The organism is Candidatus Marimicrobium litorale, from assembly GCF_026262645.1.
GTDB lineage: Bacteria > Pseudomonadota > Gammaproteobacteria > Pseudomonadales > Halieaceae > Marimicrobium > Marimicrobium litorale.
Window position 1 is genome coordinate 3128412 of sequence record NZ_SHNO01000001.1, and the last position, 11651, is coordinate 3140062.

The following is an 11651-nucleotide window of genomic DNA, read 5'->3' on the forward strand; positions in this document are numbered from 1 at the left end:
CTCATTAACAAGCAGCCCTATGCGCCCGCGCCGAAAACGGGGGTAGGAGGATAAATGCCCCCTGTGCCGCGCGTATAGCCAGCATGTCTTTTGTCACCTTTTGAGTGACTTCTTCCGCTACTCACCTACGCTTATCCACTCGAGTGCGGGAACTGCCGGGCCTCATAGTCGTTGGAAGGTACGGTTTGTTTGTGCGCTGGATAAGCCATTGCCAGGGGTCTACACTGATCGTTGGTTTTTCTGACCGGCGTTTTACGCGCCAACGTATCTGCCAGAGGCTTTACTATGGATTCAGTCGTTATTCCGGACAACATGCAGTCACAGCTCAAGCGATTGCGAGATGCTGAGCGATCAGAGGGAGTTGCCGATGCCGCCACGCGCATTGCGCGGCTGCGGAGGTGTATCGATCTGCTGGTGGAAAATCAGGATGATCTCGCGCGTGCTTTGGACGAGGATTTCAATGGCCGTTCCCCCTATCTCAGTAAGATGTCTGAGATACTTATGCCGATCAATCACCTCAAGCATGCGATCAAGCACGTTGAGAAATGGATGAAGCCAGAAAAACGGCGAGCAATGTTTCCTATGGGCTTGTTTGGTGGCCGGGCCCGGATTGAGTACCACCCGCTCGGCGTGATCGGCATTATGTCGCCCTGGAATTTTCCACTAGCCATGATTTTTCATCCCTTGTCCAACGCACTCGCGGCAGGGAACCGAGCAATGATAAAACCCTCTGAGTACAATCCGAAAACGGCTGCTCTGGTAGGTGAGTTGTTTAGTAGATATTTCAGTGACGAAGAAATTGCGGTGGTCAATGGCGGGCCCGAAGCCGGCGCTGCCTTTAGTGCCCTTGACCTGGATCATATTATCTTCACTGGCGCCACCAGCATCGGGAAAGCCGTGATGCAGGCCGCTGCGCAGAACCTGACACCCGTGACACTCGAGCTTGGTGGGAAGTCGCCTACTATCATTAGTGAGGGTGCCGATGTCGCGAAGGCGGCGGAAGCAATCATTTCGGGAAAAACAATGAATGCAGGCCAGGCTTGCCTGTCGCCAGACTATGTTTTTGTACCGGAATCCGCGCTTGAGTTGTTTGTCGACTCGGCTAGGAAAACATTTCTGTCATTGTTCCCAACGGTCGCGGGAAACGTGGATTACGTGGCGGTCATTAACGAGCGGCACTATCAGAGACTATCTGGCTACATTGAAGAAGCGAGAGGGGCGGGTGTTCGAATAGAGCCGCTTGCGCCAGACGCCTATAATGCATCGGAGCAGCGCATTCCGCTGCAAATTATCGTAAACCCCCATGATGATCTCAAGTGTATGCAGGATGAGATATTCGGCCCTGTCCTGGTCTTAAAGACTTATACCGAGCTCGATGATTGCATTAACTTTATTGCAGACCGCCCCCACCCGCTCGGCCTTTACTACTTTGGTACGGATGCGGATGAGGAAAGGTATGTACTAGAGCGTACGCGTTCCGGCGGCGTGACGATTAATGATGTGCTGATGCATGTTTCTAATATTGATCTTCCTTTTGGCGGTGTCGGCAACAGTGGTATTGGAAACTATCAGGGCCGAGAGGGTTTCAAAACATTCAGTCATGCGCGCAGTATTTACTCGCAGGGGTGGGTTAACTTACCCAAGCTTGCCGGCACCAATCCCCCCTATAACGCTGAAAAGATTGATAAGTTGCTCGCAGGCCAGATAAGGAAATGATCTGCCGTCGTCTTCGCTGTCATCAGCGGCCAATTCAGCATGCCGAAAAAGCAAGTGCGGGTTAATAGCCAGTGCGCAAAGACAACGACAATCCTATTGAAGAACAAAAACGCATGGGTACAACTATGCAGGTACTGGCATGGATCGTCTTGCTCGGTCTGGGTGTTGCCTACTTTGGGAATATGCTGGATGAGCAGTACAACCCCAATCAGTCCATTGAGGTGCGACAGGGAGAGGGCGGAGCCCAGGAAGTTGTCTTGCAGCGCAATCGCTTTGGGCACTACGTGACCACAGGTAAAATCAATGGAAAGGCCGTAACGTTTATGTTGGATACCGGAGCGACGGGTGTTGCGATCTCTGAGGCGTTAGCGGGCCGGCTGGGGCTTAAAAAGGGTAGAGCGTTTAGCACCCAGACCGCTAATGGGATAGGCACCAGTTATGCTGCAAAACTGGATAGCGTCAGTGTTGGTCCTATTCGCTTGTATGATGTGCAGGCTGGCATCACCCCGGGGCTGCTAACGGAGGAGATACTGCTCGGGATGTCCTTCCTTAAGCATATTGAATTCACCCAACGTGGCGACACACTCATTCTGCGGCAGTAGAACCTTTTGTATCAGCAGCTGGATGAACGATTGGTCTTGTGACGCATTTTTCGACAGTTCTTTTTGGCAGGCGAGTTGGCCGTGCCTGTCTCGAGTGATGCTGGCGCCGGGTTCACAACCGGGCCTGTTTCTTGGGCGAAGCTATCGACCATAACTGCAGCAGGCGCAGTGGAGTCCAATACTCCCGGCACGGCTGAGTAGGAGATATGGTATTGCGCTACCAGCCAGCCAGAGGCAGTCCTGACGAGAACGCCGGAACCGACGCCAGTATTGCCTCCTGTGCCCTTTAGGGACTCGCTGAACCACGCCATCTCTCCCTCAGGGGATAGTGTGATCTGGCGGCTACTGCCTGGCTGAGGCCAGGTGCCGCCCGCGGCGAAGTATGTCGTGAGTTTGTTTGTGAGAGCGGGCGCGTTCCAGCGGCTGTCGCTACTCAAGCCGAGGACTGATCCATCCTCTGTCATCAGTTCTAGGAAAGCGTGATGGTCACTCGCTTCTCCTGCTTGGTGGAGGGCATCCAGTACAGGTCCAGGGGAGTCGTCGGCCTGAGCCAGTTGTGCAAGAAGTAAAATAACCAGAAGTGCTGCGATAGTGTAAGGCTGTTTCATTGTGAGTCTCTTCGCATCTGCGATGCAGTGTACAGTGCATGCACCACGAGTGGAAAGCGGCTTGCGGCGACAGGTATCTGCCCACATTATGGAGCCTACTCTTTTCGTGAAAACTATTAGACAGGAGGGCGATATCAGGCATTCATTGGGCAATATACTGATGGTGATTATCCTGAACCTTGTGTTTTATTCCCCGCAGACGCTCGCGCAAGTTTATAAGTGGGTAGACAATAAAGGCAATACGCATTTCGGAGACAAACCCAGGGAAGCCGATAAGGCAGAGAGCGCAGAGCCCGTTGAGGTGATAGAGAGCTACCGGCCTGCGACCCAAACTGACAGCGAGCAGGCAGCGTTTGATCTTGAACAAGCCACGCTGCGGCGTAAAACCGAAATGCTCAGGCAAGAAGATGCAGAAGAGCGCCGCGTGGCAAAAGAAGCTCGCCGTGCGAGAAAAGACGCAGTGTGCAATGAACTTGACGAACGCATTACCCAATTAACCACTACAAGGCAGGTAGGTGGCGTCAGAACGTTTTACTACACCGTAGAAGAAGACGGCAAATCTGTTACTTCATCACGCCAGAAAGAAATCGTCGCGACGCTGAAGCAGCAGCATGCTAAGGCAGGTTGCTAGGCAGCTGAGGCTCTGTGGGATACTAGAGTGGGGTGTGAAATGTTGTCGCGAGCCGAGATCAATTTTTCGGAACCAGCCATATTGGAGACGACCAGGCGCGCTCCCTGATCGTAGCGGGCACGTGCGACGGCGGCTCAATGCCAAGCCTCAATGCGTCATACGTTGACCAGCGGCAGGTCGGATTTTGTAGTGCTCGCACGTAATAAAAAGCGCTTTGTGCCGATTGATAGTCAGGATCCTTCCAGGTCGTGGCTAGTTGGGGCGCCCCACTTTCTCCCAAAAGTGAGCAGTCGACAGTGTTTACTGTTGCATCGTTATTTGCGCACCGGTGGGTGTCCGGACTGACCGGTAGACCGCCAGCGCAGGCAATATCCGTGACAACCTCGTGGGTCTTTCCATCACTATCTACCCAGCCCTTAATCATTTGTAAGCGCTGCAGCGGTGCACTCATAAGATCTGCGCCTGCCCACACAAAGAAGATGGGGCTGTCCGGCTCGCCGTTTGTTTCAAGTACGCCACCCATAGGAACGCCTCCGGCGGTCGCAAGTGCGATGGCCTCGGGTTCTGCGGCTATACCGCTATCAAAGCCCCAACCCGCGAAAAAGCGTAATGTGATACGGGGGCCGGACGTAGCATAAACCTCGCGGCGCTGCAGCGCTTGAAAGATAGAGTCGCGGTTATTTTCCTCCGCCCATACTGCTGCAAGCCCACCTGAAGTATGGAACTGCAGCATGGATTCAAAAGGACGGCGGTCGGGCCATTCCTTCATACGTCTGGCGGCAGGCGAGGAGGCCGCGGCGACTTTACCCACGAAATCCCACTCTTCTGCATCTCCTGGGCTTGCATTGTGCGTATCGGTGGCCCCGATCATGCCAAATGCCAGAGGGTTAAAGCCTAGTTCCTGTTGCAGCTGCAGGCCAATTTTTAGTCCTTGGCGCGCGAAACTGGTCGTGAAAGCGCAGCCGCTTACCTGCCCTTGCTCGCAGGGCGGCAGTACCTGGCCGAATCCACATTCTTCGTCGGCCGCGCCGACACCTAGTGCGCATTCAGAAGAACCTTTCACTTGATACATTTCAGCCAACGGCTCTCGCCGGCTGCGCAGGCGCCAGGCTTGCTCATCGTAGGTCTTTCCATCCCAGGTATGAGGACTGTAGACCAATCCCCAGCTTTTATTCATATTGTGTGGAATTGTCAGGAAGTCGCATTGCCCGGTGCAGCTCTCTTCAAGTGCGCTCCACAGGTCGATAGCCGAGCCCTGATCCAGGTAGGAAGCCGCGTGCTCGGGCAAGTCCGTGCCGTTGAATATCACATTCCTGTGGTGCTTACCTGCATCTGTCAATGGGGGCGAATATTCATAGGCCGAAAACGTGGTCAGAATACCGGGCTGATAGTGCTTATCGGCCAGTTGCTTGTAACGGGTCCAGTCGCGGGTACTATCGCGATAGCAACGATCAGGGTCGCCCTCATCCCCTGCGCAAATTGGCCAGCTTCTCAATGACGGCCGAGGACGAACCTGATTCTGGTAGACGCCCGGTGCCCCGTCGGAGGCAGCTTTTTCGCTACTTTCGCCTGCTACGGCCTGTACAGCAAGGAAAGTCACGATGTTGGGCGTGCCCATCAGGCTGCAGTGAAACTTCTCTCTCCAGGAAAGGTTTGACTCAGTGCAGCGGGTACGAGTGCCAAAGCTTTCTGCATGATCAGTAATCGCTACGAAATCCATAGGGCGAGACAATTGCATTGTCTCACCGCCAGCGCTTTGCAGACTTTCACCCGCCGCGAAGCGATACGCATCTGCTATATCGAGCGTTGTTCCAAATAAAACGGCATCGAAGCTCTCTGTTGTGTGTACGTGAAGATCGCCCCAGTATACGTTTTTTAGTGGGTTGTAGGCCTGTTCTACAAGTGGCAAGGGTTGCGGCAGCATTACTTTACTGTCGTCCTGCAATTTGTAGTCAGCAAGGGCTGTGGTCGTGGAGGTGCCTTTATAAAGAGCGTAAATATCGCTTCCGATCGATTGCCACAGCACAGCTACCCCAAGTAAAAAAAGAAGCAATGTGACAAGAAGAAATTTTTTCAAAATTGCTGTATCCCATAGACGAAAAGGAGTGAAAAGTGCCCTTACGTGCGTATCAACGATTCTGCATTGTTTAGCAACTAACCCCGCCAAGGGATCAAATACCAGGCTACATACTGTCGCAAGCGATAGTGTGCAGGTCAAGCGCTGAACACCAGACGAACCACAATGTAGTGAACAGTGATTACGGTGTCGCTAGTGCATTGATAGTCGCCCGGATTGACTGTGATAAATCATCTTTTCGGGAATGCGGTGTTGAACTGTGTATCACGACAAGAGAACTTATCAAGGTTTGTAAGTTTTCGCAGCATCTCTCGGGTGGCGGGCGTCCGATAAAAGCATTACCCTCGGAGGTCGAACAAAGCGAGAGGCATTGCTGTGGAATATCGGAAACTAGGAAATTCAGGGCTCAAAATTTCAGAGTTATCATTTGGATCGTGGGTAACATTTCATCGTCAGTTAGATACCGGAATGGCAGAAAAAATGTTTGGTATATGCCTGGATGCAGGCATCAACTTTTTCGATAACGCAGAGGGGTATGAAGCGGGTGAATCCGAAGTTGTGATGGGCAAAGCGTTAAAGTCGCTGGGTCGTCCCCGAGACAGCTACTGCGTTTCTTCGAAAGTGTTTTTTGGCGCGACAGGGAGCCCGGCGCCAACACAGATCGGGTTGAGTCGAAAGCATGTTACCGAAGCCTGCCACCAGGCTCTGCAGCGTTTGCAGGTGGACTATCTCGATATGTACTTTTGCCACAGACCGGATCCGGATACGCCAATCGGAGAAACTGTCTGGGCGATGCACAATTTAATCACACAGGGCAAGGTCTTATACTGGGGTACTTCGGAGTGGTCTGCTCAAGATATTATCAAGGCATATGAATTTGCAGATAAACACCACCTCACCCCCCCAACCATGGAGCAGCCACAGTACAACTTGCTTGAGCGAGAACGGTTAGAGCAGGAATATGCACCAGTGTTTGAAAAGTACGGAATGGGGACAACCATCTGGTCGCCCCTTGCGTCTGGCGCCCTCACCGGAAAATATCTCGATGGCGTCCCAGAAGGGTCCCGGGCTTCACTGAAAGGTTATGAGTGGTTGCGTGAGCACATGGTAGATTCCGACCGTGGGCAGGAGCGAATGCAGCGAGTAAAAAGATTTTTACCTATTGCTGCAGAAATGGGTACCACTCCCTCGCGGTTGGCCATTGCATGGTGCCTACTCAATGAAAAAGTATCGACAGTGATTCTGGGCGCGTCGAGCGTAGCTCAACTCCAGGAAAACCTGGCGTCACTGGAGGTTCTGCCGAATATTGACGAAAGTGTTAGGTCAGCACTCGCAGATATCTAATCAGGAGATTGTCGAGAGTTTTGTATCACATGCGTCGTCAGGCGGGTCGGTGGCCCTTGAGAAAACTGCGCAGTTTATCTGATAGGGTTTCGTGCTTCAGGTCGGTGAATTCACCGGCATCCATGAAAACGCCGTGCTCCCGACATATTTCGAACCAGATATGAGTTTGCTTCCAGTCCGCGGTTCTCTCCATCTGCCTTGCACAGTGGGGGCAGTTGATCGCGTCGTGCTCATTGTAGCGTCTGCCCTTGCGCGCACTGCCGCTGTCCAAAGCTTCAGACCCGGGCAGGCTTTTCAGATGGTCGGCCTCGTTACCATCAAACCACAGGCCCTCGCATCCCGTGCACCGATCTATGGTAACACCCTCGTGGGATAGGGGTTCCATACCGTCACGGCATTTGGGGCAACACAAGCTGTGAATGTCAGGGCTGAATTTCATGATCGTATGCCACAGGCAGTTTCCGTTATCTTAGGAGCACTCGCGACGCGTTTTTTTCATCTATTAATACCCCAGTATAGAAGAAAAAGTGGGGCTGTATGCAGCTAATATCATCGTATAGTGTCGTAAGGCGCCGCCTCATTATTTATTAAACAGCTCGGAGCTTGACCTCACCTATGTCCTCAGCAGAATTGCCGCTTATCGTAGAGGTAGAAATTGAGATTCCGCGGGGTAGCTGCCTTAAGCGCGGTAGTAACGAAACGTTGGATTTTCTTTCACCGCTCCCTTGCCTCTATAACTATGGTTCAGTGCGTGCATATATCGGTGGTGATAGCGATTATCTGGATGCTCTAGTTTTGGGGCCTCGGCTTATGCGGGGGGCTCGTGTTCATGTACCCGTGCGTGCGGCTGTCGGTATTTCTGAGCGTGGGATTTATGAGGACAAGCTGATTTGCAGCGATCATGCGATGAGCCAGGAGGACAGGCTTCGGGTGGAGTTATTTTTACGTTGTTATGCCCGGTGCAAGGCGTTGCTTAACATGATGCGCGGTTTGTCCGGGTCAGTGCGCTGGGAGGGCTGGGTCGACGTGGAAAATGCTATGGGCCGTGCTTTACCGGTGGCGTCATCCAGACCTGTGATCCTGTAATCCGGATCAGTGCTTTAATATAGGTGGAATATAATGTTAGCGGAGGTTTACAGCAGATGACCAACATGGATTGGAGCCTCTCTCTCAAGGACGTGTCTGACAAGCAACTGCGTATAGCGCTGTCGCAGACAAATGTGCCGGCGCTGCTCGCCTCGCTTTCACATCTAGATGGTTCAAGTCGACAGTTTCGCGCGGGCATTACGCCGCGTGTTGTTCAGCTTGCTGAGGAAGAGGATGGCCTCAGTGAGGAAGAGCGTGTCACCGCGCGGGCATTGGCTTTTGATCGGTTGCAGGCATATAGGAATGCGTCTTGCCCCGATCCAGAAAAGCTCAGTGACGCTAGCGTTGAGGAAGCGATGCACTTTATTACGGGCGAGAAGATACCGGCTGAGCAGATGGCAATGATGTCGGAGGAGCTCAATCTTTACGGAGAAGATCGTCGCAGACTAAATATCGAAGCTGGATCAGTGCCGCAAGAGTACCGTGTCCTTGTCATTGGTTCAGGTATGTCGGGTATTCTGGCGGCTGTGCGGCTAAAGGAAGCCGGCATACCTTTCGATGTCGTTGATAAGAACCCGGAGATTGGCGGCACCTGGTTTTTGAACACCTATCCGGGCTGTCAGGTGGACTCTGCTAATCATTTATATAACTATATTTTTGCGCCTGAGAGCCAGTGGCCGGGTCACTTTTCCGGACAGCCTGAATTGCTTGATTACTTCTTGCGGGTGGTAGAGGAGTTTGGCCTGCGCGATGATATTCAATTGGAAACGGAGGTCCTATCGGCACTGTGGCACGAGAAAACCGCTGAGTGGGAGGTCTGTTCACGGAACAGCGAGGGTAAAAAGTCTACAAGCCGATACGACAGCATAGTCAGTGCCTGCGGGCAGTTAAATTTACCGGCTTTTCCAGATATTCCCGGGAGAGATAGTTTTGCCGGAATAGCCTTTCATTCTGCGCGTTGGAATCACGGCAGTGATCTCAGTGGAAAACGGGTAGCGGTTATAGGGACGGGATGTAGTGCCGTGCAGTTCGTCCCGGAAATCGCTGACAAGACAGCGAAACTGCAGGTTTTTCAGCGCAGTGCTCCGTGGTTGTTGCCTGCGGAGGAATACCATTTGACGATGACAGAGGCGGAATTATGGTGTTTTCGCAATATTCCCTTCTATGCACGGTGGTATCGGTTTTACCTTTTTCGTTCTCGCGGTGTTGATGGTTTGTTGCCCTTTTTCTTTACGCAAAAAAATTGGAACGGTCATTCCCATTCAGTGAGCGCCGACAATGCTGCCCTGCGCGACGCGTTAGTTGAATCTATACGAGAGCAGGCGGGGGGTGACGAGGCTCTCGCGGCGGCACTGATTCCTGATTATCCTCCCGGTGGAAAACGTCCAGTGCTGGATGATGGGCAGTGGATAGACACGCTGAAAAAGCCCCATGTGACACTGCAAAGCCAGCCGATTCTGGCAATTGAGGCGGAGGGAATAAGAACCGAAGACGGCGCGCTCCATAATTTTGACGTAGTGATTTACGCGACCGGATTTAAGGCCGACCATTTTCTTCAGCCCATAAAAATGACTGGTCGTGACGGCAGGGAACTGCATGATACGTGGAAAGGTAATCCGCAGGCTTACCTGGGTATAACGGTACCGGGGTTTCCAAATTTTTACTGTCTCTACGGCCCCAACACGAATATTGTCACTGGCAGCAGTATTATTTTTGGCAGTGAATGTGAAATGCGTTACATCATGGGCTGCTTAAAGTTTCAATTTGAAAATGGCGTGAAGGCATTAGAGGTAAGGGAAGATAGATGCCGAGATTATAATGTCTTGATTGATACGCGTAGTCGCGAATGCGCCTGGGGCTCGGAGCATGTTGATAGCTGGTATAAAAATGCGGAAGGACGTGTTTCGCAGAATTGGCCCGGCACCCATTGGGAGTGGTGGCAGCAGACTCGTACTCCGGATCCGGGAGATTTTCACATCGTCTGAGTTAGATTTCTGATGTGGGCGTCATGCGAAGTATCTGGCCTCCATCTGCGTGCTCGAGGAGCAGGTAAATATTGCCATCGGCCCCGACCTCAATGTCGCGGATGCGCGCCAACTGGCTCAAGAGTGTCTCGGAACTCACGTATTCGCCAGCCTCACCGATGATTATGCGGTATAGCGTTGACCCTTTTAGCGAGCCAACGAGAGCATTGCTTCTCCAGCGCGGGAACATGTCCCCCTGATAAAAGATAAAACTGGATACAGCTGGAGCGGGCGTCAGGTCAACGACCGGCTGCTCGATGTCATGGAGATCAAATGCGATATCCAGCCAGTCGGCATATTCGATGGGCGAGCCGTCATAGTTTAGGCCAAGCGAAACTAGCGGCCAGCCGTAATTTCGGCCGGGTTTCAACAGGTTGAGTTCATCACCGCCTCGGGGACCCATCTCGGTCGACCAGATGGTGTTCGTGGCTGCGTTGAATTCGAGCCCCTGGGGACTGCGGTGCCCGAACGTCCAGATAGTTGGATAGGTGTCGTTCTGGCCGATGAACGGATTATCTCCAGGAATACGTCCGTCGTCGTGGACTCGGTGTATCTTACCCCAGGGTTTGGTTAGGTCCTGTACGCCATCGAAGTTACTGCTGCCCTTCACCCCGACGCTGATATAGAGAAACCCCTCGTTGTCAAAGGCCAGTCTTCCACCTGCTGCAACGTCAGGGACGAAAGAGTAGTACGCTGGTCCGGGGTACCAGATTTCTTCCTCATCGACCCACTGATTATCTTTGATTCGGCCGCGCACCACCCGGTTGAAGCTGCGCGCTATGAGCCAGCAATCCTTGCATCGCTCCGTGTGGTGAAGGTATATCCACCCGTTTTCCTCGTAGTCAGGATGCAATGCTATGTCCAGCAGCCAGCCATGCCCCCAGACCAGTACAGCTTCAATGGCATCATCGAACACCTCCGGAGTACCGGGAATGAGTTCCGAGATATTCCCTTGTTTATCAACGATGCGCAGCCCTTTCATTTTTTCTGTGACCAGTATTCGTCCATCCGGAAGGGGCTGGATAGAAAACGGTAGAGGGTCGAGTTTGTCAGTGACCAGTTCCAGGCGAAAATCGTGCTCCTGACTCGCGACAGTGCCCCCTGGTATCGCTATGGGCGCATCAATCCTGAAATCAGTGAAAAGCCTGTCCACTCTGCGTTCCGCAATATAGATCGCGAGCCCTCTTATCTCCTCTGGTGACAGCACATCAATATATGCCGGCATGCCCTTTTCCGGAAATCCGTGTGCGATGCTCTTGCTCAGAGCTGCCACGGAATCACCATGCGCTAGCGGTGTATTGAGAAGCGCCGGGCCGAGGGGCAAACTGCCAGCGAGATTCGCGCCATGACAGTCGCTGCAATGTTTTTCATAGTTGGCGATAAAAGGGTCTATAGGTTCGACATAGCGCACAAGCAGGTAGGCTGCCAGGATCAGAGCGCTGAGCGTGGACAGAATGACGATACGTTTTTTCAGGTTTTTCTCAGTGCTAGTCGACAGGAAGCGTAAGCATAAACCTAACGGGGATAGCTGCCTAGCGTGGAAATTTCCAGCCTTGAGCTGTT

At 52.7% G+C, this 11651-nt stretch carries 10 protein-coding genes; 6 read left to right on the top strand and 4 right to left on the bottom strand.

Annotated features, from left to right (window positions below):
* Positions 1-285 precede the first annotated feature (285 nt).
* Both EYC82_RS14225 and EYC82_RS14230 read left to right on the top strand, forming a co-directional pair.
* Positions 286-1716: a coniferyl aldehyde dehydrogenase gene (locus EYC82_RS14225; RefSeq protein WP_279250203.1), complete on the top strand. Its 1431-nt coding sequence runs from the start codon at positions 286-288 to the stop codon at positions 1714-1716.
* Between the two features lie 71 nt (positions 1717-1787).
* A complete protein-coding gene (locus EYC82_RS14230) occupies positions 1788-2318 on the top strand; it encodes a retropepsin-like aspartic protease family protein (protein ID WP_279250204.1) in 531 nt (176 codons plus the stop codon).
* 11 nt (positions 2319-2329) lie between these two features.
* Here EYC82_RS14230 and EYC82_RS14235 read toward each other — a convergent pair whose 3' ends face one another.
* Positions 2330-2926 (bottom strand): nuclear transport factor 2 family protein, encoded by a 597-nt coding sequence (locus EYC82_RS14235; RefSeq protein ID WP_279250205.1) that lies wholly within the window; start codon positions 2924-2926, stop codon positions 2330-2332.
* Positions 2927-3032: 106 nt separating this feature from the next.
* Here EYC82_RS14235 and EYC82_RS14240 point away from each other — a divergent pair, with 106 nt between their 5' ends.
* Positions 3033-3557: a DUF4124 domain-containing protein gene (locus tag EYC82_RS14240; protein ID WP_279250206.1), complete on the top strand. Its 525-nt coding sequence runs from the start codon at positions 3033-3035 to the stop codon at positions 3555-3557.
* Positions 3558-3615: 58 nt separating this feature from the next.
* Here the strand turns inward: EYC82_RS14240 and EYC82_RS14245 are convergent, their stop codons facing one another.
* Positions 3616-5634, bottom strand: a complete 2019-nt coding sequence (locus EYC82_RS14245; RefSeq protein ID WP_279250207.1) for a DUF3604 domain-containing protein — start codon at positions 5632-5634, stop codon at positions 3616-3618.
* Positions 5635-6009: 375 nt separating this feature from the next.
* Here EYC82_RS14245 and EYC82_RS14250 point away from each other — a divergent pair, with 375 nt between their 5' ends.
* Positions 6010-6978, top strand: coding sequence for a potassium channel beta subunit family protein (locus EYC82_RS14250; protein WP_279250208.1), 969 nt, complete (start codon positions 6010-6012; stop codon positions 6976-6978).
* Positions 6979-7015: 37 nt separating this feature from the next.
* Here the strand turns inward: EYC82_RS14250 and EYC82_RS14255 are convergent, their stop codons facing one another.
* On the bottom strand, positions 7016-7417 hold the full coding sequence (locus tag EYC82_RS14255; RefSeq protein ID WP_279250209.1) for a zf-TFIIB domain-containing protein: 402 nt from the start codon (positions 7415-7417) through the stop codon (positions 7016-7018).
* A gap of 176 nt (positions 7418-7593) precedes the next feature.
* Here EYC82_RS14255 and EYC82_RS14260 point away from each other — a divergent pair, with 176 nt between their 5' ends.
* Entirely contained in the window at positions 7594-8064 is a 471-nt protein-coding gene (locus tag EYC82_RS14260) for a hypothetical protein (protein WP_279250210.1), read from the top strand.
* Positions 8065-8120: 56 nt separating this feature from the next.
* Positions 8121-10049, top strand: a complete 1929-nt coding sequence (locus tag EYC82_RS14265) for an NAD(P)-binding domain-containing protein (RefSeq protein ID WP_279250211.1) — start codon at positions 8121-8123, stop codon at positions 10047-10049.
* A 1-nt stretch (position 10050) separates the two neighbouring features.
* Here the strand turns inward: EYC82_RS14265 and EYC82_RS14270 are convergent, their stop codons facing one another.
* Positions 10051-11499, bottom strand: coding sequence for a PQQ-dependent sugar dehydrogenase (locus EYC82_RS14270; protein ID WP_279250212.1), 1449 nt, complete (start codon positions 11497-11499; stop codon positions 10051-10053).
* Positions 11500-11651: the final 152 nt, after the last annotated feature.

What these genes read in the sequence shown, in the direction of transcription:
- EYC82_RS14265 (WP_279250211.1), top strand. Translation starts at nt 8,121, where the DNA reads ATGACCAACATGGATTGGAGCCTCTCTCTCAAGGACGTGTCTGACAAG.
- EYC82_RS14235 (WP_279250205.1), bottom strand. Translation starts at nt 2,926, where the DNA reads ATGAAACAGCCTTACACTATCGCAGCACTTCTGGTTATTTTACTTCTT.
- EYC82_RS14260 (WP_279250210.1), top strand. Translation starts at nt 7,594, where the DNA reads ATGTCCTCAGCAGAATTGCCGCTTATCGTAGAGGTAGAAATTGAGATT.
- EYC82_RS14225 (WP_279250203.1), top strand. Translation starts at nt 286, where the DNA reads ATGGATTCAGTCGTTATTCCGGACAACATGCAGTCACAGCTCAAGCGA.
- EYC82_RS14255 (WP_279250209.1), bottom strand. Translation starts at nt 7,417, where the DNA reads ATGAAATTCAGCCCTGACATTCACAGCTTGTGTTGCCCCAAATGCCGT.